The sequence below is a fragment of the Thermoactinomyces vulgaris genome, assembly GCF_005886755.1.
Classification (GTDB): Bacteria; Bacillota; Bacilli; order Thermoactinomycetales; family Thermoactinomycetaceae; genus Thermoactinomyces; species Thermoactinomyces vulgaris.
Window position 1 is genome coordinate 1734417 of the sequence record NZ_CP039710.1, and the last position, 24994, is coordinate 1759410.

At 46.5% G+C, this 24994-nt stretch carries 23 protein-coding genes; 9 read left to right on the plus strand and 14 right to left on the minus strand.

The features are described from left to right. Positions 1–205: 205 nt before the first annotated feature. Entirely contained in the window at positions 206–2266 is a 2061-nt protein-coding gene (locus tag FA954_RS08865; RefSeq protein WP_037997454.1) for a sigma-54 interaction domain-containing protein, read from the minus strand. Positions 2267–2390: 124 nt separating this feature from the next. Between FA954_RS08865 and FA954_RS08870 the strand changes: the two genes are divergently transcribed. After that, a complete protein-coding gene (locus tag FA954_RS08870; RefSeq protein WP_037997453.1) occupies positions 2391–2651 on the plus strand; it encodes a DUF2627 domain-containing protein in 261 nt (86 codons plus the stop codon). Between the two features lie 75 nt (positions 2652–2726). Here FA954_RS08870 and FA954_RS08875 read toward each other — a convergent pair whose 3' ends face one another. Further along, entirely contained in the window at positions 2727–4865 is a 2139-nt protein-coding gene (locus tag FA954_RS08875; protein ID WP_062842955.1) for an MMPL family transporter, read from the minus strand. A gap of 131 nt (positions 4866–4996) precedes the next feature. Next, on the minus strand, positions 4997–5563 hold the full coding sequence (locus FA954_RS08880) for a TetR/AcrR family transcriptional regulator (protein ID WP_037993818.1): 567 nt from the start codon (positions 5561–5563) through the stop codon (positions 4997–4999). A gap of 175 nt (positions 5564–5738) precedes the next feature. On the opposite strand from FA954_RS08880, the gene FA954_RS08885 reads away from it, so the two are divergent. After that, positions 5739–6680 carry a superoxide dismutase gene (locus FA954_RS08885; RefSeq protein WP_231564569.1) on the plus strand — a complete coding sequence of 314 codons (942 nt, stop codon included), beginning with the start codon at positions 5739–5741 and terminating at the stop codon, positions 6678–6680. Positions 6681–6697: 17 nt separating this feature from the next. After that, a complete protein-coding gene (locus FA954_RS08890; RefSeq protein WP_037993821.1) occupies positions 6698–6937 on the plus strand; it encodes a hypothetical protein in 240 nt (79 codons plus the stop codon). A gap of 30 nt (positions 6938–6967) precedes the next feature. Here the strand turns inward: FA954_RS08890 and spo0A are convergent, their stop codons facing one another. Then, entirely contained in the window at positions 6968–7768 is an 801-nt protein-coding gene (spo0A, locus tag FA954_RS08895; RefSeq protein WP_037993823.1) for a sporulation transcription factor Spo0A, read from the minus strand. A 190-nt stretch (positions 7769–7958) separates the two neighbouring features. On the opposite strand from spo0A, the gene FA954_RS13695 reads away from it, so the two are divergent. The 6 genes from FA954_RS13695 (at position 7959) to FA954_RS08920 (ending at position 13402) form a co-directional block, all read left to right on the plus strand. Further along, entirely contained in the window at positions 7959–8096 is a 138-nt protein-coding gene (locus FA954_RS13695; protein ID WP_156097708.1) for a hypothetical protein, read from the plus strand. Positions 8097–8321: 225 nt separating this feature from the next. Then, the gene (gene gltP, locus FA954_RS08900) at positions 8322–9593 is read left to right on the plus strand and encodes a glutamate/aspartate:proton symporter GltP (protein ID WP_138615022.1); all 1272 of its coding nucleotides are present in this window, start codon (positions 8322–8324) and stop codon (positions 9591–9593) included. A gap of 498 nt (positions 9594–10091) precedes the next feature. Continuing rightward, positions 10092–11168 (plus strand): hypothetical protein, encoded by a 1077-nt coding sequence (locus FA954_RS08905; protein WP_037993825.1) that lies wholly within the window; start codon positions 10092–10094, stop codon positions 11166–11168. Positions 11169–11187: 19 nt separating this feature from the next. Then, positions 11188–12015 carry a hypothetical protein gene (locus FA954_RS08910; RefSeq protein WP_037993828.1) on the plus strand — a complete coding sequence of 276 codons (828 nt, stop codon included), beginning with the start codon at positions 11188–11190 and terminating at the stop codon, positions 12013–12015. Positions 12016–12033: 18 nt separating this feature from the next. After that, the gene (locus tag FA954_RS08915; protein WP_037993829.1) at positions 12034–12714 is read left to right on the plus strand and encodes a DUF7847 domain-containing protein; all 681 of its coding nucleotides are present in this window, start codon (positions 12034–12036) and stop codon (positions 12712–12714) included. 175 nt (positions 12715–12889) lie between these two features. Continuing rightward, entirely contained in the window at positions 12890–13402 is a 513-nt protein-coding gene (locus FA954_RS08920; protein ID WP_049719950.1) for a M57 family metalloprotease, read from the plus strand. A 371-nt stretch (positions 13403–13773) separates the two neighbouring features. On the opposite strand, the gene spoIVB is transcribed toward FA954_RS08920, so the two are convergent. From spoIVB to xseA, 10 genes are all read right to left on the minus strand, one after another. Further along, positions 13774–15315 carry a SpoIVB peptidase gene (gene spoIVB, locus FA954_RS08925; RefSeq protein ID WP_342353640.1) on the minus strand — a complete coding sequence of 514 codons (1542 nt, stop codon included), beginning with the start codon at positions 15313–15315 and terminating at the stop codon, positions 13774–13776. Between the two features lie 181 nt (positions 15316–15496). After that, the gene (gene recN / locus FA954_RS08930; protein ID WP_037993833.1) at positions 15497–17203 is read right to left on the minus strand and encodes a DNA repair protein RecN; all 1707 of its coding nucleotides are present in this window, start codon (positions 17201–17203) and stop codon (positions 15497–15499) included. 13 nt (positions 17204–17216) lie between these two features. After that, entirely contained in the window at positions 17217–17666 is a 450-nt protein-coding gene (gene ahrC / locus FA954_RS08935; protein WP_138615024.1) for a transcriptional regulator AhrC/ArgR, read from the minus strand. Further along, positions 17644–18546: an NAD(+)/NADH kinase gene (locus tag FA954_RS08940; protein ID WP_049719947.1), complete on the minus strand. Its 903-nt coding sequence runs from the start codon at positions 18544–18546 to the stop codon at positions 17644–17646. The genes ahrC and FA954_RS08940 overlap by 23 nt, the downstream gene beginning before the upstream one ends. Before the next feature lie 29 nt (positions 18547–18575). Beyond that, a complete protein-coding gene (locus FA954_RS08945; RefSeq protein WP_052186639.1) occupies positions 18576–19091 on the minus strand; it encodes a hypothetical protein in 516 nt (171 codons plus the stop codon). A 58-nt stretch (positions 19092–19149) separates the two neighbouring features. Further along, the gene (locus FA954_RS08950) at positions 19150–19962 is read right to left on the minus strand and encodes a TlyA family RNA methyltransferase (protein WP_037993838.1); all 813 of its coding nucleotides are present in this window, start codon (positions 19960–19962) and stop codon (positions 19150–19152) included. 9 nt (positions 19963–19971) lie between these two features. Next, positions 19972–21861, minus strand: coding sequence for a 1-deoxy-D-xylulose-5-phosphate synthase (gene dxs / locus FA954_RS08955; RefSeq protein ID WP_037993843.1), 1890 nt, complete (start codon positions 21859–21861; stop codon positions 19972–19974). A gap of 560 nt (positions 21862–22421) precedes the next feature. Continuing rightward, positions 22422–23318 carry a polyprenyl synthetase family protein gene (locus tag FA954_RS08960; protein ID WP_049719945.1) on the minus strand — a complete coding sequence of 299 codons (897 nt, stop codon included), beginning with the start codon at positions 23316–23318 and terminating at the stop codon, positions 22422–22424. After that, positions 23319–23579 carry an exodeoxyribonuclease VII small subunit gene (gene xseB, locus FA954_RS08965; protein ID WP_037993848.1) on the minus strand — a complete coding sequence of 87 codons (261 nt, stop codon included), beginning with the start codon at positions 23577–23579 and terminating at the stop codon, positions 23319–23321. Then, the gene (xseA, locus tag FA954_RS08970; RefSeq protein ID WP_037993851.1) at positions 23572–24936 is read right to left on the minus strand and encodes an exodeoxyribonuclease VII large subunit; all 1365 of its coding nucleotides are present in this window, start codon (positions 24934–24936) and stop codon (positions 23572–23574) included. The genes xseB and xseA overlap by 8 nt, the downstream gene beginning before the upstream one ends. Positions 24937–24994 lie beyond the last annotated feature (58 nt).

Here is a 24994-nt window from a genome sequence, read left to right on the forward strand (position 1 = left end):
TGATTGTTTGAGTCGTTCCTTTCATTTCATCAACGATAGTTTTTACGATTTCGCCGGCCGACATACTGATATGCAAATGGCATGCCAACCGGATCAAAAAATGAAAATCCCGCGATTTTATTAGCAGCTTTTGTTATTTTAGATTTTTTTCGTTTGCAAAACTGTGCAGAGAAAGGAAATTTTTTTCATGCAATTTTTTGCAAAATCAAATCAGATCGTATTTTTCCAGCTTGTAATAAAGGCTTCGAACGGAGATCCCCAGCGCTTTGGCTGTCTCCGTTTTGTTCTTGTTGGTTTTTTCATACACTTTTTTTAAATAATTTTTTTCAAATTGTTGTATAACATCTTTCAAAGGTTGAATATCTGTACCACTTTCCAACCGGCCTTCCAAATCTTGTCCCTCTTTTGCCCGGGATAAATCCAAGGGCGGCAAATGTTTTTTCCTCATGACCCTTTCGTTAAACTCCATATTGATCATGGCCCGCCCCAAAACGTTTTCCAATTCTCGTACGTTTCCCGGCCAGGAATATTGATGCAAGGTTTGGATCGCTTCCAAGTCAATCTCTTCCACATTCCGGCCATATTCCTGGTTAAACTTTTTAATCAAATGCCGGGCCAAATCCACCAGGTCTTCTTTCCGCATGCGAAGCGGGGGAATGTGAATCGGCAATACGTTCAGGCGGTAATACAAGTCTTCCCGGAAGCGTTTCTCCTGAATGGCTTTTTCCAAATACACATTAGTTGCCGCAATCACCCGGACATCGATCGGAATCGATTTGGTGCCTCCCACCCGCAAAACCTCTTTTTCCTGCAGCACTCTGAGCAGTTTTGCCTGGGTGCTCGGCTTCAGCTCGCCGATCTCATCCAGAAAAATGGTTCCGCCGTTGGCTTCTTCAAAAAGGCCTTTTTTTCCGCCGCGCCTTGCCCCGGTGAACGCTCCTTCTTCGTAGCCGAACAACTCGCTTTCCAACAAGGATTCGGACAAAGCGGCACAATTCACCCGGACAAACTGGTTGTATTTGCGGTCACTGGCATTGTGAATGGCATGAGCAAACAATTCCTTCCCGGTTCCCGATTCCCCTCTCAACAAGACGGTCGCCCGGGTTTCCGCCGCTTGCTTTGCCTGTTCAATGCTGTATCTCATCGTTTCGGAACTTCCGATAATGTCATCAAATGTATATTTGGCCTCCAGGTTTCGGATAATCCGGCGCGCCCGTTCGAGATCCCGGTTCAGCCGCTTGATCTCGGAAACATCGTGTATAATTCCCACACTGCCTTTCAATTCCCCTTCCATCATGATCGGCGCAACATTGACCAACACCTCTTTCCGATGGGGACCCACTTTTAATTGGACGCCGCGAACCGGTTTTTTGGTCCGGAGCACCTTCATATGCATGCTTTCCCCTTCGGAGATATCCGTATCCGCCGGCTTCCCGATAATGTCCTCCGGTTTCAGTCCCGTTAAACGGGTGTAGGCCGGATTGATCAGGATCCCCATTCCGTTGGTGTCCACGACGGAAATGGCATCTTCCGATGAATCGATGATGGCCTGCAGCAAGCTTTTCATGCTTTCCAAATCGATGATTTGTTGGGACATGTTCTTCAGCTCGCTGATGTCCCGGAATACTGAAACTGCTCCGATCACCTTTCCGTCTTGCCCCTTCACCGGAACACGGTTGGTCAATATCTCCATTCCGCTTGGAAGTTTAAACTTTTGATTCAGTTCCGCTTTTCCGTTGTGCAAGACCCACTCCAGACGGGATTTTGGGATCACATCCTCAATTTTTTTCCCCAGCACTTTCCCGGCCGAGGTTCCGATCATCCTCTCTGCCGCCCGGTTAAACAACGTGATCCGGGCTTCTTTATTCACCGCGATCATTCCGTCATGGGTGGAATCCAAAATTGTTTCCAACTCTTGTTGCCGGCGCTTGTAAGCCATGAACCACTTCTTTTTTTCTTCCACCAGCCGGATCAACAGATCAACCACCGCGCCTGAGATCAACAGGGTATCTTCATGTTTCATTTCCCCCAGCCGGTCATAAACTTTCGGATCTCCCGTCACTTCCAATACCACATCAGGCGCCGGATCCAGGAAAGGTTCGAATTGCCTTCCTGTGGGAATCCCATGTTTCTCAGCTTCTGAAATCGCAGGAGCGTCAGGATTTAAATCAACCACTCCGATCACTTTGACAAAATCAATGGACAACAAGGTTTGCAAGATGGCAATCCCGCCCTGACCGCCTCCCACAATAAGAAACGTTTTCATCGGAATTCCTCCTTCCTCCTTCGCCATTCATCTTATCATATTGTTTCTGTGAAAAGCGGGTGGTAATATCCGCTAACCTGCGCTACTATGTTTAAAGAAGATACAGAAAGGACGGACCGGATCGATGAAACCATCAAAACCTGTGTATCAACGTATCTTGGCCATCATTATCATGTGCATTCCGGGAGCATCGGCCGCATACAGTTGGAAATGGATGCGCGACATGTTCCACGACTTTCTGTCCGGCCAATCCTTTGCCTGGTTGCCGTTTACCGGTTCCCTCATCTTATTTCTGGCCAGCATCGCCTTTCTGGGTGGTTTCATTTTTCACCATGACAAAAAAAGAAACCGGCTCAAAAGTCAAAAAAGCAAAATTTCCTCTTAACTTTTTGAGCGAACAAAAAAGAGGATGAAGGGTTTCTTCCCCCATCCTCTTTTTTTATTTCTCCCCGCCGCGTCTTCAGGCTTTATCCAAAAGCCCGGCGGCGGAAGCAGGATCCTTCTCTTTCTCCGCTTTGTCTTTTTCAAACAATGCCACCATGCCCGGCAACAACATGCCCCGGATTAAAAAAGTGTCCAACAAAATGCCCACAGCCACAATGAAACCAAAGACAAACAAAAGCTGTATCGGCTGGGTCATCAATACCGCAAAGGTGGCGGCCAAAATGACTCCGGCGGAGGATATAACCCCTCCCGTGCTGGCCACGGCATTTTCGATCGCTTGTTTGACGGTGTGATTTTTCCGCTCTTCCTGGAACCTGGACATCAGCATGATGTTATAGTCGATGCCCAGTGCCACCAGAAACACAAACGAATACAGCGGAACCCGGTTGCTGATGGAATCAATGCCGAAGAACCACTTGGTCAACAGCATTCCCAGCCCCAACGCGGCCAAAAACGATATCAAAATGGTTCCCATCATGTATACCGGCATCTTAAAGGATCGGGTCAAAACAATCAGGAGCAAGAAAATCAAAATGGTTTCCAACAGGACAATGAGCCAAGTGTCCTGGTTATTGATGATGCGGTCATCCACTTTGTGGGCGGTTTCCCCTGCAAAGTACAAGTTGCCTTTCAATCCGCTCTCATTTAAAATCTGCCCCGAATGGTTGACCATTTGTTCCATGGCATCAATGGTTTTCACCGCATAGGGATTTTCGTCAAAAGTCAGCTGAAAACGGACCACTTTTCCGGATTCGTCCGTTCCGTTGGGACGCACTTGGCTGACGAGCGGCTGTTTTTCCAACGTCTGTTGCAAGGAATCCATCTGCGTTTTGGTAACCTTCTCCTCGGCTTCCAACAGAACGGTGGTCGGTGCCAAATCCCCTTTGGCAAACTTTTGCTCCAGCACTTCATACCCTTGGCGCGAAGGCATATCTTCCGGGAACGATTTCATCGTGTCAAACTCATAGTTCAAGTTCGCCAAATAGCTTGCCGACAAAAGGAGAAAAATCCCGATGGCCGCCACAAAAACCCCCGGTTTCTTGACGACCGTATGTCCAATCCGGCTCCAAATGGCGTTGTTTTTGATATTCGCTTCCCCGACCCGAGGCACTTTGGGCCAAAATGCCTTTCTTCCGAAAGCCGCAAACAAAGCAGGAATCAAGGTCACGGATGCCAGCATGACCACCGCCATCGCCGTGGAAAAAGTCGGGGCAAAGTTCCGGTAATCCCCAAACTGGGCAAAGAACAAAACAAGCATGGCGGCCAAAACCGTTCCACCCGAGAAGAAGACCGGCATTCCCGTGCCTCTCATGGCCGCTTTCATGGCGGCAAATTTGTCCTCATGCACCTTCAGTTCTTCCCGGAAACGGGAAAAGACGAACAAAGAATAATCCGTGATGGTTGCAAACAAGAGAATCGACATAATCGAAACCGTCTGATTACTGTATACCAGCCCGGCTTTCCCCATCAATCCCAGAATCTGCATCACAGCCTCATAAACAAATGCCGCGGCAATCAGCGGAATCAGGGCCAACAATGGAGAACGATAAATCACAATTAAAAGTACAAGGATTAACCCGATTGTCGAGAAAAGAAGCACCAGATCTGCTCTGGAGAAAAGATCCAGTGTGTCCGCGGCGATTCCGGCCGGTCCGGTCACATAAAGCTGAATATCCGGATGATTCCCGGCTACCTCTAAAATTTGATCCCTTACCTCTTTGATCTCTTTTGTTTCCAGCGATTCATCAAACATGTAAGGAAGGACTGCGGTTGTCTTGTCATCCGAGAAAAATCCCATCATTGCCTGGGGAGGCAGGTTTTGCAGGGGAACGGCGGCTTCCAGTCCCTTCGGATCCGCTCCCTCAATTTTCTTCAACAACTCCAAAAGCGCTTCGGCTTTCAATTCCCCTTGTTTTGACTGAAAAACAAAAATGGCGGGTGTTCCGTCCTGACGAAAGTACTGATCCAGTTTCTTTTGGGCAATGACCGATTGGGCTTCCCCCGGGAGAGAGTCCACTTGGCTCACCTCATAATCTTTTGCCCCCGGAGCAAAAAGGGCGAGCAGAACCACGGCAATCAGCCATACGGCCAACGTGATCCAAACTCCCTTCTTTGTTGTCACACGATCCGTCACTGCTTGCAGAACCTTGTGCATCGCTTATCCGTTTTCCCCTTTCCATGAAAGTAACAATACTGTCACTTTGAATGCAAATTGACACAAGTGTCACTTAAGATCATAAACAATGGTGACACTTGTGTCAATCAAAAAACATATACGAATTCTTCTCAACGTTTAACCATTCCATAAAAGATGATTTCCTCGATGCTCTTGACCCATTGATCCCATGGGACTTCACCGCGTGGAATGGCCACAGAGTTAAAAATAAATCCCAAGATCAGTTCATCCGGAATTTCCTCTTTCAACACCTGTTCTTTGCGCCCCAATTGGATTAATTGTTGCAAGCGGCCATAAATCATTAAATGGAGTTGGCTTAATTCTTCTTTTTTCTCTTTGACTTTGTTCGTACTTGCTGAAATTTGCTGTCCGATCTCCATAAGTTGATCAATATTTTCGTTTTCAAATAAAAGGTGCAACAGAAATTCAAACTGGGCGAAAAAACCTTGCCTGGTTTCCATTTCATTCAGTTTCACAAGAAACCGATTCATTTCATCAATCATATAAGCCATAATTAATTCATCTTTATTCTCATAATATTTGTAAATGGTCCCGCGTGATACATTCAAACATTCTGCCAACCGGCTGAGGGTAAAGGCGTCATAACCTTTACATTGAAGAATTTGTTTGGTTTCACGAAACAATTCATCGGTTGAAAACTTGCGTTCCCGAGCCACCTTGTCGCCTCCATTCACTTCAAACTCTCACCACATTCCAACACTCAACACTGTAACCATTTATTTTAACATGTTTCGACACTAAAATTCTCTTTTTTATCCCAAATTTCATTCACGGTTTTGGGCGACTACACATATTGTGGAAAAAACAACTTTGCGGAGGAGAATGGAGCGAATGATACATCCAAACCTGAATGGGTTCAACCATCTGCAGAAGCAGTCTTTTGCCTTTATGATTCAATATTACCGCACCTGGCTGGAACAACAACTGCAATCCATTACCGATCCTCACCAGAAAAAAGCCGGACAAAAATTGTGGAAACAGATCTGCCATTTGGAAAGACAAATGCCTTTTAAAGATCCTTACACCCTTTACCAAACTTTTCAGCAACTCATCGCACGATTCCAAAACCTTGCCTCGCCCATCGCAACTTCTTTTGCAGAAAAAACTCCGAAATCGCCGGAATCCCCCAAACCATTGCAAGAGCCCCGCGTTCCCGTTGGAAAACATCAACTGCCTCCGCTCCCCTATCCCTATGATGCGCTTGAACCATATATTGATGCGGAAACCATGCAACTGCATCACGACAAACATCATCAAAGCTATGTGGACGGACTGAACCGGGCTGAAAAAATGATTCAAACCGCCCGTCAGGAAGGGGATTTTACTTTGTTGAAGCATTGGGAACGGGAAGCGGCCTTCCACGGAGCCGGTCACTATTTGCACACCATCTTTTGGGAAATTATGAATCCGGAAGGCGGTGGGGAACCGTCCGGCTCTCTCAGAAACCAAATCGATATGGATTTTGGCAGTTTCGTACGGTTTCAGGAACACTTCTCCCGCGCCGCAGAACAGGTGGAAGGAAGCGGTTGGGCCATTTTGGTCTGGAGCCCCAGGGCACATCGACTGGAGATTTTGCAAGCGGAAAAACACCAAAACCTTTCCCAACAAGATGTGATTCCTTTACTGCCCCTAGATGTTTGGGAACACGCCTATTATCTGAAATACAAAAACAATCGCAAAGCATACATCGACAACTGGTGGAATGTGGTTTACTGGCCTGAAGTGAAAAAACGTTTTTCAACCGCCAGGAAAGTGACCTGGTCCCCTGCTTAAAAAGGAGGCAATGACCGATGGGCAAAAAAAGAAGACTTTCGACAAACCGGCAGGAACAACGTCCTGCAAAACCCAAGTACACTACCCGGGCAAACATGTTTCATCAACAAGTGGTGGCACCGCTGGAAAAAAGATTTCGCCAAGCTTTAAAAGCCCGCAGATATGCCGAAGCCGAATCCCTTTATCGAAAAATCACCGAAGCGAGAAAAGAACACCGGTTATGGATTGACCGTTCCGAAAAAGTACGAATCCGCTGATGAAAAAAGCCGCCACGATCAAGTGGCGGCTTACCCGACTTTATGTTCAATGCGTAATTTATCGGCAACCATCGCGATAAATTCACTGTTTGTCGGTTTTGCTTTGGTTACGTTAATTGTATAACCGAACAGCTCCCGGATGGAATCCATATTCCCACGGCTCCAAGCCACTTCGATCGCATGGCGGATCGCCCGTTCCACACGGCTCGGAGTCGTGTTGTATTTTTTGGCAATCCGGGGATACAGCGACTTGGTGATCGCTCCGAGTAACTCCACCTCATTGTAAACCATGGAAATGGCTTCACGCAGATACAGATACCCCTTGATATGGGCCGGGACACCGATCTCATGAATCACGTTGGTGATATTGGCATCCAAATTATTGGCTTTTTGTCCGGAGGCCGCTTTTCCCGACGGGACGGAAGAGCCGGATTTCACCAATGCCGGCTTGGAAGCAATGCCTTTCATCTGCCGGATCCGGTGGGTCAACACATCCAGATCAAACGGCTTTAATATGTAATAGGAAGCTCCCAGTTCCACGGCCCGGTGCGTGATGTTTTCCTGGCCGAATGCCGTGAGCATGATCACTTTCGGATCAAACTCCAGATCCATTTGCTGGAGCTGTTCCAATACGCCAAGCCCGTCCAGATGAGGCATGATAATATCCAGGATCAAAACATCGGGAATTTCCTGTTTTAACATTTCAATGACCTCGCCCCCGTGGTGGGCCACACCGATCACTTCAATATCTCCCTGCCCGTTCAAATGTTCTTTAAGCAAATCGGCAAATTCCCGATTATCATCCGCTAGGATCACTCGGATTTTATTCAATGGAAGACCCTCCCAATCGTCCAAAACAGTTTATTTTTTCCATTCGACAAAGAATCAAAACTTCCTGCATTCCGCCTTTTGATGAGGGCATAATTTTTAAGAAAATAAAAAAATATACAATTTCATAAAACGAATTCGGTGTAAAACCACGAAAAAGTTGCATATTAAAATTAGAAAGGAGTGAACCGCTTTGAAAAAACCGTCCAATTCCAGCTTGGAACAAAAGAAAAAAAACGAGAAAACCAAACAGCAAAACAAATCCGAAACCGAATTTGCCGCCGGCTTTGGAAACAAGAAGCTGGAAGGGCCGGACCGCCCGTCAACTTAACTTCATTATTCAACGTTAAAAAACTGGGATATATCTTCCCGGTTTTTTTTATCTCCAAACTTATAGATTGAAAAACAATTATATTCAAATAAATACAATTATTGTTATAAAGATTGATTCATCTTTAAATTTCTTTTAACATATTATTTGTCGTTTATTTACTAGATCAATTAATAAATAGTCATAAACATTTATAATCATGTCATTTTTTTGCGAGGTGATTGAATGAAAAAGGTTAAAATCAGTCTGGCATGGCAAATATTTATCGGGCTCATTTTGGGTATCATTGTCGGGGCCGTTTTCTTCGGCAATCCGAATATCGAAAAATATCTGCAACCCATTGGCGACATTTTCTTGCGCCTCATTAAAATGATTGTCATCCCCATTGTCATTTCCAGCATTATCGTCGGCGTAGCCGGTGTCGGAGACATTAAAAAACTGGGGAAACTCGGCGGAAAAACCATTCTTTATTTCGAAATCATCACCACCATCGCACTGCTTGTCGGGTTGCTCGCCGCCAACGTGTTTCAACCGGGTAAGGGCGTTGACATGCAATCCATCGAGCAAACCGATATCAGCCAATATCAAGAAACCACGAAAGAAACGGAAGAACACGGGCTCATTGACACCGTCGTCCAAATCGTCCCCGAAAACTTGTTTGCGGACATTGTGGAAGGCGACATGCTGGCCATCATCTTTTTCTCCGTCATGTTTGGCCTTGGGATCGCCGCGATCGGTGAAAAAGGAAAACCCGTGCTCAGGTTTTTCCAAGGAACCGCCGATGCCATGTTTTATGTCACCAATACCGTCATGAAATTTGCTCCCTTTGGCGTCTTTGCCCTGATCGGAGTCACGGTTTCCAAGTTTGGGATCGAATCCTTGATTCCATTGAGCAAACTTGTGATCTTGGTTTATGCGACCATGATCTTTTTTATTGTCGTGGTCTTGGGGCTTACCGCGAAAATCGTCGGAGTCAACATTTTTCATTTGGTCAGGATCTTAAAAGACGAATTGATTTTGGCTTACTCCACTTCCAGCTCGGAAGCCGTTTTGCCAAAATTGATGGAGAAAATGGAGCGGTTTGGCTGCCCGAAAGCGATCACTTCGTTTGTCATTCCAACCGGTTATTCGTTTAACTTGGACGGTTCCACGCTTTATCAAGCCATTGCCGCCATTTTCATCGCCCAGATGTATGGCATTGATTTGACTGTCACCCAACAGGTCACCCTTTTGCTCACACTTATGATAACCTCCAAAGGAATTGCCGGAGTTCCGGGAGTTTCCTTCGTGGTCCTGTTAGCCACCTTGCATGTTGTCGGCATCCCGGCAGAAGGATTGGCATTCATCGCCGGCGTCGACCGCATTATGGACATGATGCGTACGGTTGTCAACGTCCTGGGCAATTCTTTGGCATCGGTTGTCATGTCCAAATGGGAAAAACAATTTAACGAGAAAAAAGCCAAAGACTACTATGAAGAAATCAAAAATGCCGCCTAAGACTGCTGCGTTCAAACAGCAGTCTTTTTCATTGATTGAAACGACTCATAACATAACACCTTCCCCTTCCCCTTGCAATCTCCAACCGACAGCATCTGACCGTAAAAGATGCAATTTAAACTCCATGGAATGAAATTATGAATGACTTTATCTGATTTACTCCTTTTTAATAAATTTCCTTCCTGATTTCTCCCCTCATCCCTACCCTTCCAAGTCAAAATATGCTAATATAAAAAAATATGTTGAAAGAAATTTGTATTTTTCCCTTAAATCATCCATTTCAATCGTCTTTAAAGAAGAATTAACAATATAGACAAGAGTGTTTTAAATCGAATATTACAAAAACAAGTATAATTGGCTATGATTTATGAATTATTTACATAGGTTGTAAACCGTAAACCGGTTTGCAAATAAATCGAAATATTGCTTAAACAGAGTGAACCTCCGGGTTCATTCTGTCTGTTATGACAGCCATGAAAACACATCCATGAAAGGAAGGTGAATCTGTTACGGAAAACAAATTACATACATACTTGCGCCAGCGAAGGAAACGGTTTAAAATCCATCCTTCTGCTTTTGTTTTCCGTAACCATGTGTATGCGTCACATGCGAAAAAACATCCCCCGCCGCCTGCTGATGGCAATCATCTGCATGATGATCGGAATTGTCATTCCATTGTCACCGGCGATTTCCCACGCCGAAGGAGGCGGCATCAACGTTCCTTCGGTCGATGACCATTTTTACAAGCCGAAGGAAGGGCCGAAACCGGAAGAGCAAAAAAAGATCAACGATGAAAACACCAAAGTGGAAACACCGGAGCAAAAACAACAACCGCAATCCAAAAACGAAAAGAAAAACGACGGTCCGGATCCCTGGACAGTCATGAAATTTGTGATCAATGACTTTTTCAAAGAACAAGCCGCTTCCATTGAACCTTATCTTTACAATCCGATTGATGAAATCTCCCCCAAAGGAGCCGTTTACGGCAACATAGTGAAAATCCCGCGGTCAGCCATGGGAAACTTGGTTTTTAAAGATGGGTCCGCCGGGAAAATCTTTATTGATACTTGGGATGGGGCAGAAAAGGGCAAAGAAGTTTGGGATAAATATAAAGTTCTAAAAGAAATCCGCAACCTGGAAAACCTCCAAGAAATGGGTTCATTACTTCAAAGAGCCGAGATTCAAAGTCAAATCGGAAAACTCAGTTCCGTTTCCAAATTGTCCAAAGGTCTCGGCTGGGTTGGCATTAGTGTTGCCGCTATCGATACAGGAAATAATCTGATTGACACCTACAAAAATTGGAAAGCCGGCAAAGGTGCAGAAGCCCGGGATGCAGCCATCAAAGCTGTGGGAAGTTTCGGTGAAGGTCTGATTTCGGCAGGAGCCTTGATGGGACCCACTCCTTGGGGAATCGGTTTAGCCGCTGCCGGTACGGTATTATGGGCTGGAAGTGCCATTTGGACCCATCGGGAAGGCATCAAAAAGATGGCACAAGGAGCCGTTGATTTGGCGAAAAAAGGGGTTAACGCCGTGAAAAATGGTGTAAAATCGGCTTGGAACAAACTTTTCGGTTAAACAAAGGAGGGCTAAAACAATGAATTTGGATGAACTTAGAGGTAACCCCCTTCCAGAACCGCCAGAACATATCAAAAATATGGCAGAGAATTATTTGCGAGACGGAGAAGTATATAACATTTATCCCCAACGAGCCGTTGTAAACGGCAGTACATTTTACAATATTACTTATGGCTACTCTGAAAAAAAAGTGAACGGTATTTTGATTGTCAAGGAAGACGGCACTTTGCCTCTTCATAAAGATTGTGTTGAAGTTTATCATTATATAACTGATGTCGAATCAGGATTGAAACATGTTTTTACTTATGGATCAAAATGGTCGGAAAGACCCATGGGTATATGGAAAAAGTTGCAATCCCTGCTGGATTCTTTTGCAGATACTGTCAACGCATCTAATGATCCATCCTTCAAAAAAGGTTATGAAATCTTTTGTTCTATTCCACAAACGATGTTTGAAACACAAGAGGAACTTAAACAAGTGGTGGAAAACGCAAAAAAACAATTTACCGAACTCACAACAGATTATCTGGTTACTAAAGATATCTATGAAAAGGTCAGAAAAAATTTCGAGCGAATGATGGACATTCAAAAAATACAATTTGAAGTACAGATCGAAACGGAAGAAGAACGGACAAAATTCATGAAGCAACTAAAAGCATCCATTTCTTTTTTGGATCTCTCAAAACAGGTTTCCTATATGCGGCTGAATAAACTGCATAAATGGCTGAATGCCGACAAGGCAACCATGGCTGAATACGAAGATTTCAAAAACGATGTGTATAGAGATAAGGCGAATAAAGAAAAACAAAAAAAACAAATAGAAAGTATTCGCAACCCCAGAGACTAAATGTTGAAGGAGGACAAAATGCTCATTCGGGATTCGTTTCAACTGTATCGCGAAGAATTTGGCAAGATTTTAATGCTGGGTTTGATCGTGATCGTTCCAATCCAGTTTCTGTGTATACTCATCAACAACTATTTATATTTCTATTATTGGTTACCTCAGATTCATATCGCTGATTTGTTCTACGGCATCAATATGTTGATTGCCGGATCACTGGTCCAAATTCCCTTTATCAAGATCTTGGACAGTTACCGGAAACGGGAATACATTGAGTTTTCGAGTGCATACGGGAGCTTTTGGCAATATGGTTTTGTCGTTTTTGTGATGTCCGTTCTCTATACTTTGGGAGTGGTCACCGGAACTTTCCTTCTGCTTATCCCGGGATTTGTTTTGATGGTTCTGTTTAATGCCTTCCCGTTTGCCGTGGTACTGGACGAAAAAAAATGGTGGGAAGGCTTCAAGCAAGCCTTTCAATTTGGCAAAAGCAATTTCTGGAAACTGTGTGGTATTATTTTTGGCTTCTTGATCGTGGAGCTGGCTGTCGAGTGGATCGTCCAATCGATCACATTCTTATTCACCGACCGCTACCTCGTGGTGGCATCCGTGGTCATGCTGGTCAATATGTTGTTTGTTCCGCTTGTCACTTTTGCCACCGGCTTGTTATACCAAGATTGGAAAGAACAACCCGACTCAGCAATTTGAAGCCAAATTCAAAGGCAAGATTCCGAAAATGGATTCTTGCCTTTTTTTTCTTGTTGGTTTGCTCTTTGTTTGTATAAAAGTATTTTGAATTAGAATTTTTTTATATAAAAAAGCAGGTTTTCCCTCCTTTGTAGCCAATTATATAGTCAGAATATTTTTATAAGGAGGGTTTTTCTTGGCCAAAAAATTGGTAGTCCTCAGTTTGTTTGTGGTCACCCTGCTGGCATGGACTCCGGCCTTTGCTTACAATTTGTGGGGTTACAGATGGTCAAGCAGCAATATTACGTATGAATGCGATATGGGAGGCGACTATACGACACAGTGCGAAAACGGCGCTGCGGAATGGAGCAGCCGGACGGATGTAAATCTCAGTTACGGAGGGTCCAGTGCCGGGATTCGCACGGAGGCCGGCAATTATGGAAATGTTTCCTGGAGCGGCCTTTGCACCGTTACTTCCGCTTCAGGCAGCACGGTTTACCAAATGGATATTTCCATCAACCGTTATTATACCGACAGTTATTCCTCTCAGGTTCGAAAAGGAGTCATCACGCACGAACTGGGGCATGCGATCGGTCTTGCCCATGAAGACCGGCTGGGACCCGGTGGAGCAGTCATGTACAGCAATGACGGGAGAACGGTTTATTCCCCGACCCAGGATGACATCAGCGGAGTGAATGCCATTTATTAATTTTTAAGGAGGTTTATTTATGCTGAGGAAGTCCAAACACCTTCTTTATTCCATCGGGATCACAAGTCTTGCTTTGTTGACGGCGGCCGGGATCTATGTTTCTTTCTTCCAACCGAAAGAGGTGGAAGTGGGTGTGTCCTTGAACAAAATGTATTCCAGTGTGAAAGAAATGCAGCTAGAAGCTGATTTAATCGTGGAGGGCAAGGCTCTTTCCGGGCAAAAAAGTTTTTTCTATGACCGGGTTCCGTTTACCCTGACTTCGTTTCAAATTGATCAGGTCTATGAAGGGAACGCTCCGCAAAAAGTCATATCCATTTTGGAAACCGGTGGTGTACAGAAAAATATGAATTTTACCGTGGAAGGAAATGAAGTCATGGATGCGGATGACTCGTATGTTTTGTTATTGAAAAAATACGAAGGTCCGGTGACAAATGATCCCAGTTACGTGATCGTGGGCGCTTATCAAGGGAAATTTGCTTTGGATGGAAACCGGGTTTCTGCTGCTGAGCAAGTGGATGCGGCCCTTCAACAAATTCAGACGAAAGATCAACTTTTAAAACAACTGGATCGATCCTGAAGAGAAAAAAGCGGCTACGATGTGTAGCCGCTGTTGATTGAATCACCCCTGCATCTTGCAACATCCATTCGATAAAAGTTCCATATCCCGAAGTTGGATCATTGACAAACACGTGAGTTACTGCCCCAATTAATTTTCCGTTTTGAATGATCGGGCTTCCACTCATTCCCTGGACAATGCCGCCGGTTTTTTTCAATAACCGGGGATCCGTCACTTTGATGATCAATCCTTTGGTCGCCGGAAATTTTTGTTTGATGGCATGCACGATTTCAATGTTGTATTCCTCCACTTTTTGCCCCTCAACCACCGTCAGGATTTTGGCAGGGCCCTCTTTCACTTCATCAGCGAGAGCAACCGGAATCGGTTTTTGGTATTTTCCGTTAGCCGGGGCCTCATTCATCTGCCCGAAAATCCCGAACGGTGTATTCTGGCGGATGTTCCCCAACACTTGATTTTCCCTGAAGAAAATGGCTCTTTTTTCACCCGGTTCACCAGATTCCCCTTTTTGAATCGAGGTCACATTGGATTGGACAATCTTTCCTTCCCCCACACGAATCGGCAGTCCGGTATCCACGTCTGTCACGACATGTCCCAATGCCCCGTACACATGTTTTTCAGGATCATAAAAGGTCAGCGTTCCCACCCCGGCCGCGGAGTCGCGGATATAAATCCCCAAGCGGTAACGGTTTTCCCTGGCATCTTTTTGTGCCTGAATGGTGGTGTTTTTTTGTTTTCCTTCCCGTATCAGTGTGACCCGGATCGGTTTATCCTCCGATTTTTCGACTTCTTTGGCCACATCCTTCACCCGGTTGACCGGCTTTCCGTTCATGGCCACAATATAATCGCCGATCCGGATGTCAGCTTTTTCAGCCGGTGAATCCACCTTTTCATCGCTGGTCTGGATACGATGGTGGCCGACAACAATCACTCCTTTGGAATAAACCTTCACTCCAATGGATTGTCCGCCGGGGATCACCTTTAACCGGGGATAAACATTCACTTGGACTTTTTTAATCGGGAATGCACCAAATAAGTTCAGGGTCAGCCAAGTCTTTCCGGCTGTGTTGGTAAATAAAGTGACAGGCTTTTTGAGATCCACCGGAACCTCAGCTTGACGGAATCCGTTCACATGGAGAATACGGGGATCGGATACACTGGCAGTAGCGGTGGCAGGCATGGATAAAGGAAGCTGTTTTGATTCACCCTGAAAAAGGCGGATCTCATGTGGAAATTGGATCCATTGCTGAAAGACACTTGTAGTACTTCCCAACATCAGGAGAAGCACCAGGAGAAATCCCAACCATTTTCGTTTCCCTTTGCTTTGCAATCTTACCACTCTCCTGAGCTTCCCGCCTTCCCTTTCGCCAATTTTGAAAGGTGCAGCTTACTAATCTTAAGGTAACCGCTTCACCGGCCTTTTATGTCCTTCAAAACATTCCTGCTCATGAACATGTTCCCTGAAAAACCAAATGCCAATTAAAAAACAAAAAAGCCTTTAACACCTGGGTTAAAGGCACTCACCTCACATATTGTTTCTTTTGTTCTTCAGCCAGCCGGATCATTTCCCGGGCGTGATTCCGGGTCGTACTGGTCACTTCCACGCCGCCTAGCATGCGCGCCAATTCAACCGTGCGACCTTCCATGTCCAGCTTCTCCACTTTTGTCCTTGTCTTGGATTGCAATACTTCTTTTGCAATGTACATATGGCAGTCCGCCATACAAGCCACTTGGGGCAAATGAGTCACGCACAGGACTTGATGCCTGTTCGACAAAAACGCAATTTTTTCCGCAATGGCTTGCGCTGCGCGGCCGCTCACTCCCGTGTCAATCTCGTCAAAGACCAATGTATCATTCCGGTTCACTTCGGTAAAAATACATTTGAGCGCCAGCATCAACCGGGACAATTCTCCCCCGGATGCAATTTTGGCAAGCGGCTTTAACGGTTCGCCAGGGTTGGGGGCAATTTGAAACTCAATTTGATCCTGCCCGTGAGCATAAAAAACGTCATGGCGGTAAGGCTCCGGAAAAAAGGCGACGTGAAAAACGGTCGACCCCATATTTAAATCCTTCAATTCCTGCTCCACTCTGGTTTCCAATGCAGATGCGGCTTTTTTCCGTTTCGATGTGAGCTTTTGCGCCAATTCTTTCAATTGCTCCGCATATTGGCGGCATTTTGCGCTGAGTTCCGCTTCAATTTCCTCATGATTTTCGAGCTCATGCAGTTCTTGGTCCACTTGTTCTTTATAAGCCAAAATCTCTTCAATGCTGTCCCCGTATTTGCGTTTTAATTGGTGAATCAAATGGATTCTTTCTTCCACCTCGTAAAGGCGTTTGGGATCGAACTCAAAACTGTCCTGATAGCGGGCAATTTCAATTGCCGCTTCTTCCAGTTGGTAACAGGCCGACCGGGCCAGTTCCGCCACATTTTCCAAAAACTCGTCCACTTCGGAAATCTGGCTTAAATGGGATATCGCCTCCTGCACGAGGCTGATGCCTCCCTGTTCACCGTTTAAGTATTCATATGCCTTCGCACTGTGGACCATCAGTTTCTCGGCGGAAGCCAAACGTTTGTGTTCCGATTCCAAAGCTTCTTCTTCCCCGGGGGTCAACTGAGCTGCTTCAATTTCATCGGCCTGAAAACGGAGCAAATCCAAACGCCGGTCCAAATCCCTCTGATTTTTTCGCAATTGTTCCAATTGGCGCTTTACTTTGTCGTAAGAAACATATATCTCTTCATATTGCCGGCGCAATGAAAGAATTTCCTCGCCGCCGAAATGGTCCAGCCACTCCAAATGTTCCTCCGTTTTCAGCAATGATTGGTGCTCGTGCTGTCCGGAGATATCAATCAAACGGGGTCCGACTTGTTTGAGCAAGGACAGCGTGACCACTCTTCCATTGATCCGGCAGGTGCTTTTCCCTTGCGCAGTGATCTCTCTGCGGATGATGATTTGATCCAACTCTTCCTCATCAAATCCCCACTCCACCAGCGGAGCCCGTGCAGCATGCTCTTGATCCAGTTCAAACACCGCTTCGATTTCGGCTTTTCCTTCTCCATGGCGGACAAAATCCGCAGATGCCCTGCCGCCGGCAACCAAGCCCAGAGCATCAATCAAGATGGATTTCCCGGCGCCCGTTTCGCCTGTTAACACATGAAACCCATGGTCAAATGCGATATGCACCTCTTCAATGATGGCAAAGTGGCGAATAACGAGTTCCTTCAGCATCCCGACCGCCTCCTTACAGCAAATCCAAGAAGCGCTGCATTAATTGAGGTGCCTGCTCTTTGGTCCGGGAAATGATCAATATGGTGTCATCCCCTGCAATCGTTCCCATCATCTCTTCCCAATCCAAATGATCCAACAAAGCGGCCACAGCCTGGGCATTACCGGGCAAGGTTTTGAGCAAAACCAGGTTTTCGCTGTAATCGATGCTCACGAAAGATTCCTGAAGTGTCCGCTTTAATTTTCTTAACGGATCAAAACGTTTTTCCCCGGTGGGAAGTGAATATTTATATGCCCCGCTGGCTGTCGGAACTTTCACCAGATGCAATTCTTTAATGTCCCTGGAGACGGTTGCCTGTGTCACATTGAAACCCGCTTTTTTCAATTCCGCGACCAAATCGTCTTGTGTTTCAATCTCTTTGCTTGAAATGATTTCACGGATTTTAATATGGCGCTGTACCTTCATGTTCTCCACCTACCCTGCTAACATCCACACTCTCGCCTTGCAGTTTTTGGCGTACCACCTCAAAAAATGAACGATCCTGCCATTTGATCAGTAAAGCGGAGTGCTTATAACGCTTTACCCGGACAATATCTCCTTCCTTCAAACAATAGCCGATCTGACCATCGATGGTGATGCCCATCTCCCGGTGAACGGCCGAAACATGGATATCGATGACCGATTCAGACGGAAGAACCATGGGTCTGGAAGTCAATGTATGTGAACAAATCGGCGTCAAAAGCAATGCCCGGATTCCCGGATAGACAATCGGCCCTCCGCAGGACAAGGAATAGGCAGTCGAACCGGTCGGCGTGGAGATAATGACCCCATCACCTGTATAGGTTCCGAGAAAATTCCCGTCCATATACGCTGTGCAAGTGATCATCCGGCCGAAAGAGCCTTTGGCGATCCCCACATCATTGAGCGCAACCCCGGTTTCAATCACACGGCCGTTGCGGATGACTTCCGCTTCAAGCATCAGGCGGCATTCGATCACATAATCCCCGGAAAGCACCCGTTCAATCGCTTCGGACAGACCGCCGGTTTCCGCTTCGGACAAAAAGCCCAGATTTCCCAAATTAAAACCGAGAATCGGGATTTGATACCGCGCTAACTGTCTGGCCACCCCCAACAAGGTTCCGTCGCCGCCCAGGACAAAGACCAGTTCGACACGGTTGGCGAATTCCTCCAAAGGAAGCCCCAAGTCGGGATATCCCAAGTCAGCTGCAATATCTGGTTCAAAACAGACATCAACCCCTCTTTTTTCCAATTCCCGTTTCATTTTCTCTGCAACCGCAAAAGCTTTCGGTTTGGATCGATTTACTTTAATCCCGATTGTTTTCAACCATTTCCACCCCAATAACCACGTTGCAATCATAATAATATAAACAGAGCGGCGAACAAGATCAATATCACCGGTGCCAAATAAAACAAAACATGTTTTTGCTTTTGAAAGGAGACATCCGGTATGTCAAATTCGATCTTCTTGATCGTTCCCTGCTCGCGGTCCACATACAAAATGGCATCCGGACGGTACAACAAATAATACGGCAGGAAAAAGTCCCTCAATCCGGCTCCGGATTCCCGGATGGGTTTGCGTGGTCTTGCGACAATCACAACATACCACGCATCATCGCGGCGGGCGACATAATCGATGAACAACCGGCTGGCATACTGGCGTCCACCGTAATCGATGTCAAACGGAATCCTCTCTTTTTCCCCCACCACTTCATATCCTTGTTGCCGCAACAAGTCCGGAACTTCACCCTCAATCTCTTCATCCGGTTCTTCCTTTTTCGGGTATAAGTCCAATAACTTTTTCCAAATTAAATAAAAGATGACTCCGATTAGCAGAAAAAGTACAAGGGTATCGCCCGGTCGGGTCACCATTCCCCCCTCCTTTACCTACTAATTCGAAGTCATGCGGGTGAACCCTTTTTTCAATTCATCAAAACCGCTCGTGCGCTTCATCCACCACTTCTTTTATCTTGGTTTCCCAATCGATGTTGCTTTCCCGGGTTTTCGGGAAAGTGAGATATCCCAGAAATTCAATATTTCCTTCTCCTCCCTGAATCGGGGATGGCGTGATTCCTTCCACCCGGTAATTCAGGGATTCGGCCAGCTTCACGGTATTCATCAAAACTTTCCGGTGCACTTTGGGATCTTTGACAATCCCTTTTTTGCCGACTTCTTCTTTGCCAGCTTCAAATTGGGGTTTGATCAATGCCACCACTTCCCCGCCGCGGCTGAGCAGGTCTTTTAAATTGGGAAAGATATGCTTTAAGGAAATAAATGAAACATCAATCACGGCAAAGTCAGGGATATCCCCTGTCAAATGTTCCGGTTTGACATACCGGAAGTTCGTCCGCTCCATCACGATCACCCGCGGGTCTTGCCGCAATTTCCAAGCAAGTTGTCCATAGCCGACATCAATGGCATACACCTGTTTTGCACCGTTTTGCAGCGCACAATCGGTAAATCCCCCGGTGGAAGCCCCGATATCCAAAAGGACGCGGTTTTTCAAATCAATGCCAAATGTTTTCACCGCTTCTTCCAGCTTTAATCCGCCGCGGCTGACATAAGGGTGAAGTTGCCCTTTCACCTCGATGGACACATCCACCGGGACTTTGGTTCCTGCTTTCTCGATCCGTTCCTGATTTACATAAACCAGTCCGGCCATGATGGATCGTTTGGCCTGTTCACGGCTTGCAAACAGGCCTTTTTGAACCAGTAAAGTATCAATGCGTTCCTTTTTTTCCACGTTCAACCCTCAAGCTTTTTGGATTTTTTGTGATAAAAATCTGTTAACAGTATCGGCAATGCCTTCCGGAGTTAATCCGACTTCTCTCCGTTGGTCATCGATGCTTCCGTGTTCCACGTAGATATCCGGAACCCCCAAAATTTTCACCTTGGGCATTTCGATTTCTTTTTGCTGGTAATATTCCAGCACGGCACTGCCGAAACCGCCAATCACCGCGGCTTCTTCCACCGTGATCAACGGGATGTTTTCGTCAGCCAGCTGATCCAAAAGCCCGGTATCCAGCGGCTTGGCAAACCGGGCGTTGATCACACGCGCATCAATGCCCTTTTCTTTCAACTGTTCAGCCGCTTCCAAAGAGGTTTGAACCATCGGACCCAGTGCCAAAATGGCAACATCCTTTCCGGGTCTCACCTCTTCCGCTTTCCCGATGGGCAACAACTTCAATTCATCATCCATGGGAACCCCGACCCCGGCGCTTTTGGAGTACCGGACGGCGACAGGCCCGTCGTTGTATTGGACGGCCGTATGGATCATGTGCTGCAATTCATTTTCATCTTTTGGCATCATGATCACGATGTTCGGCTGACTGCGCATATATCCGATGTCATAAATCCCCTGATGGGTTTCCCCATCTTCACCGACAAATCCGGCCCGATCCACTGCAAAAACCACATTCAGGTTCTGCCGGCAAACGTCGTGAACCAGTTGATCATAACCTCTTTGCAAAAAGGTGGAATAAATGGCGAGCACCGGTTTCATCCCTTGGGTTGCAAGGCCTGCGGCAAAAGTGACGGCATGTTGTTCCGCGATTCCCACATCAAAACAACGCTGCGGAAACTTTTTCTGAAAAGCTTCCAATTTGGAACCGGTCAGCATCGCCGGGGTGATCGCGACAATGCGCTCGTCTTTTTCAGCCAGCTTCACCAGGGTTTTTCCAAAAACCGAGGGGTAATTCGGAGGACCTCCTGCTTTCTTTTGAAAAGCACCGGATTCAATTTTGTACGTTCCGACTCCGTGGTACACAACGGAATCATCTTCAGCGGGCTTATACCCGTATCCTTTTCTCGTGATGACATGGACCAACACCGGCCCTTTGGTCTTGCCGGCCAAACGCAGGCTTTCCATCAATTCATCCAATTGATGGCCGTCTACCGGCCCGATATAAGTAAAGCCCAGATGTTCAAAAAAGACTCCGGATACCACCAAATATTTCAAACTGTCTTTTATTCTTTCCAATGTTTTGGCGAAAGGCACGCCGACGGTCGGAATCTTCTTCAAAAGATGCTGGATTTCGTCTTTCATCTTGTTATAGCTTTTGTTTGTGCGAAGACGGGCCAAATGATTGTGAATGGCACCGACATTCGGGCTGATGGACATTTCATTGTCATTTAAAATGACGATCATATCGCTTTGGGATTCCCCGATATGGTTGAGTGCTTCCAAAGCCATGCCGCCAGTCAGGGCTCCATCCCCGATCACCGGGATGACTTTGTAGTCTTCCCCTTTCAAATCCCGGGCCGCAACCATCCCCATCGCCCCAGACAAGGATGTGCTGCTGTGTCCGGTTTCCCAACAGTCATGCTCCGATTCTCTCATCTTCGGAAAACCGCACAACCCTTTGTACTGTCGCAAAGTGGAAAACATTTCCCGGCGGCCCGTCAAAATTTTATGCACATAAGCCTGATGGCCGACATCCCACAAAATTTTGTCTCTGGGACTGTCAAACAAATAATGAAGGGCAATCGTCAGTTCCACCACACCCAAATTGGAGGCCAAATGTCCTCCGGTCTTCGACAAACTTTCAATGAGAAACCGGCGGATTTCCTCCGCCAATTTCGGAAGTTCTTCCACAGGTAATTTTTTTAATTCATCTGGCGAATTAATCTGCTCGAGGTGCACGAAAAACGCCTCGCTTTCGCTTTCTTTTCATTTTGGTTTACATGACTTACTTGAAAAATAATAAGATGAGCAAAGGAAATTGACAAGCGGCTTTGGTCCGAAAAATCACTGCGAAAAAAGAGAGAGGTTGGAAGCGATTACGACACCACAAGGTCAAGTCCGCTTTTCACAGCAGCCTATCCCCGCTTTCACGGGATTTCCTCCGCCATCGTTGCCATCATGAATATGATCCGATACAGATGAGTCCTGATCCCTTTAAAAATGCAGTGACATCCTGAACATCCGTCATCTTTCCTTTGCCCGAATCCATTCAGAAAAATGCCGGCCGCAAGGACCGGTGCCGTTCATCGTTTCTCCAACGATGGATATGTATTTTTCCCGGTTCTCGCAAGTGGTACCCCTGGGGACGAGTACCGCATCAAGCAGGCTTTTCCGGCAAAATACAGCCTGCTTGTCATCTGACGGTTCCCGATGTGCATCCCTTTCCCTTTTCAAGAGACCCACTTGCTGAAAACATATTTTATTATAGCACAAGGCTCTCTCTTTATCATACATTGGCGTTAATGATCACGGGACAATAAATAATCGGCGATTTCCAACAACCGGGACGGTTCAATCCCCGGATGGGCCATCAACGTGTTTTTGGCATCCTCCGTGAGCAATTTCAGTCTTCTTTTGGATTCTTCAAGACCGAGCAATGACGGATAAGTTGCTTTATTGGATTTGATGTCGCTTCCGGCCGGTTTTCCAATCACTTCGGTGGTGCCGGTCACATCCAAAATATCGTCCTGGATTTGATACGCAAGACCGATTTGATAAGCAAAACGCGTCAAAGCATCAAGCACGGAGGATTCAGCCTGGCAAAAATGCGCTCCCATGCGCACCGAAAAGGCGATCAAATCCCCGGTTTTTCTTTTGTGGATGCTTTCCAGTTCTTCCAAGCTGATCTTCCGGTTTTCGCTCAACAGGTCATCCGACTGGCCTCCGACCATTCCGCGCGCCCCTGCACTGCGGGCCCCTTCTTCAATCATCGTCAGGGCCACTTCCGCAGGCAATCCTTCCTTTTTGGCCGCGGCGGCCATTAAACCGAATGCTTCCGTCAACAGGGCATCCCCGGCCAAAATGGCCTGAGCCTCCCCAAACACTTTGTGGTTGGTCAGTTTACCCCGTCTGTAATCGTCGTCATCCATGCTCGGCAAGTCATCATGAATCAGGGAATACGTATGAATCATTTCAATGGCACATGCAAATGGCATGGCTTTTTCGGGATCTTTTCCAAGCGACTCCACGGTGGCCAGCGTCAACACCGGACGCAACCGTTTCCCCCCGGCCAAAAGCGAATACCGCATGGATTGCCGCAACACATCGGGCAGGCTGTCCATCTGGTCCAAATATTGGTCCAAAGCCCGGTGGACCCGATCCGCTTGTTCCTTGATATATGATGTAATGGATTGCACTTACTCCAAATCCTCCTCTATTTCAAACGGTTTTTTCAGCCACTCTCCATTCTCCTTAACCAGCATCTCGACCTGATGTTCAGCCCATTCCAGCTTTTTTCCGCAGACATGGGCCAACTTCATCCCTTCATCAAACAACTGAATCGCCTGCTCCAGAGGAGTGTCGCCTTTTTCCAGCTGTTGCACCACTTGTTCCAGCCGTTTCAATGCATCTTCAAACGGCAGGGACTCGAATGCGGACAGATCTTTTGATTCAGTCATTGTTCTCCTCCTCCGCTCTGTACACTTGACATCTCAACCGCCCGTCAGCGAGACGGACTTGAATCAAATCCCCGGGCTCCGCTTGCCGGACGGATTTAATCAGTTCATTCTTATGAAGTCGGTAAACGAGAGAATATCCGCGTTGCATCACCTTTAACGGACTCAGTGCATCCAATTGGGCCAGTTGATGATGGTAGCGTTGTTTTTCGGTTTTCAACCGCTGACGCATCAGGGCCCGGCTGTCTTTGATCAATAACGCCAACTGCTCACTCAGTTTAGACAATTTTTGCGACGGATGGCAAGCCTTTAATTGAAACTTCGCTTCTGAAAAATCCCGTTTTTTGTTTTCAAGCGATGTTTGCATGGCATTTTCCAGCCGCGTCTGTAAATGATCAAGCCGTTGGGTGTATTGATAGAGGCGTGCTTTCGGATCCAGAAAGACAGCCCGGTTGACTTGGTTTTTGACCCGTTCTTTCATCCGATCCAAGACCGACTGCTCAGACTGAATCAAACGCCGGGTTAACTGAGTGGTTTGATTTTTCAGCTCCAACAGCTCGGGGACCACAAACTCCGCAGCTGCCGTCGGAGTGGGAGCCCGTAAATCGGCCACCAAATCGCTGATGGTCACATCGGTTTCGTGCCCGACCGCCGATACCACCGGCAATTTGGAACGATAAATGCTCCGGGCAACCACTTCTTCATTGAATGCCCACAATTCCTCCAACGAGCCGCCTCCTCTTCCGACAATCAATACATCCACTTCATCCATTTCGTTCATGTGATCAATGGCTTTGGCGATTTCCCGTGCCGCTTCATCCCCTTGAACCGAAACCGGATATAAAAGAATGGATGCAATCGGATAGCGCCGGCGAATCGTTACAATAATATCACGAACAGCGGCTCCGCTGGCAGAGGTAATTACCCCCACTTTTCCCGGAAACTTGGGCAGGGGCTTTTTTTCTTTGTCAAACAGTCCTTCCGCCGAAAGTTTTTCTTTCAGACGCTCAAAAGCGATGTACAAATCCCCTGTTCCGCTGAGCCGCATATCCTGCACATAAATCTGCAGATGACCGTTTTTCATGTATAAAGAAACATACCCGCGGATCAACACCCGGTCCCCGTTTTTGGGCACAAAGCGCAAACGGCGGTTGTTTCCCGCAAACATGACCGCATCGATGGCGGCTTGATCATCCTTGATGGTGAAATACATATGGCGGCTTTTCCGGTTTTGGGAGAAATTTGTAATTTCTCCTTCCAGCCAGATCTTTTTCAAATTTTCATCCAGATTCAGCGACGTATAAAGGTATTCCACCAGGTCAGTGACTGACCAGACATCGCGTTCCGGTTCACGGAACATAACTTCCCCTCACTTTGCCTTTTTAAATCACTTATCTTTTCCATTATAAAAGAAAGAG

Coding starts and splice junctions, on each gene's coding strand:
- FA954_RS08885 (WP_231564569.1), top strand. CDS start 5,739: ATGATACATCCAAACCTGAATGGGTTCAACCATCTGCAGAAGCAGTCT.
- FA954_RS08945 (WP_052186639.1), bottom strand. CDS start 19,091: ATGGTGACCCGACCGGGCGATACCCTTGTACTTTTTCTGCTAATCGGA.
- FA954_RS08875 (WP_062842955.1), bottom strand. CDS start 4,865: ATGCACAAGGTTCTGCAAGCAGTGACGGATCGTGTGACAACAAAGAAG.
- FA954_RS08865 (WP_037997454.1), bottom strand. CDS start 2,266: ATGAAAACGTTTCTTATTGTGGGAGGCGGTCAGGGCGGGATTGCCATC.
- recN (WP_037993833.1), bottom strand. CDS start 17,203: ATGCTGAAGGAACTCGTTATTCGCCACTTTGCCATCATTGAAGAGGTG.
- ahrC (WP_138615024.1), bottom strand. CDS start 17,666: ATGAAGGTACAGCGCCATATTAAAATCCGTGAAATCATTTCAAGCAAA.
- FA954_RS08890 (WP_037993821.1), top strand. CDS start 6,698: ATGGGCAAAAAAAGAAGACTTTCGACAAACCGGCAGGAACAACGTCCT.
- FA954_RS08910 (WP_037993828.1), top strand. CDS start 11,188: ATGAATTTGGATGAACTTAGAGGTAACCCCCTTCCAGAACCGCCAGAA.
- FA954_RS08870 (WP_037997453.1), top strand. CDS start 2,391: ATGAAACCATCAAAACCTGTGTATCAACGTATCTTGGCCATCATTATC.
- gltP (WP_138615022.1), top strand. CDS start 8,322: ATGAAAAAGGTTAAAATCAGTCTGGCATGGCAAATATTTATCGGGCTC.
- xseB (WP_037993848.1), bottom strand. CDS start 23,579: ATGACTGAATCAAAAGATCTGTCCGCATTCGAGTCCCTGCCGTTTGAA.
- FA954_RS08915 (WP_037993829.1), top strand. CDS start 12,034: ATGCTCATTCGGGATTCGTTTCAACTGTATCGCGAAGAATTTGGCAAG.
- xseA (WP_037993851.1), bottom strand. CDS start 24,936: ATGTTCCGTGAACCGGAACGCGATGTCTGGTCAGTCACTGACCTGGTG.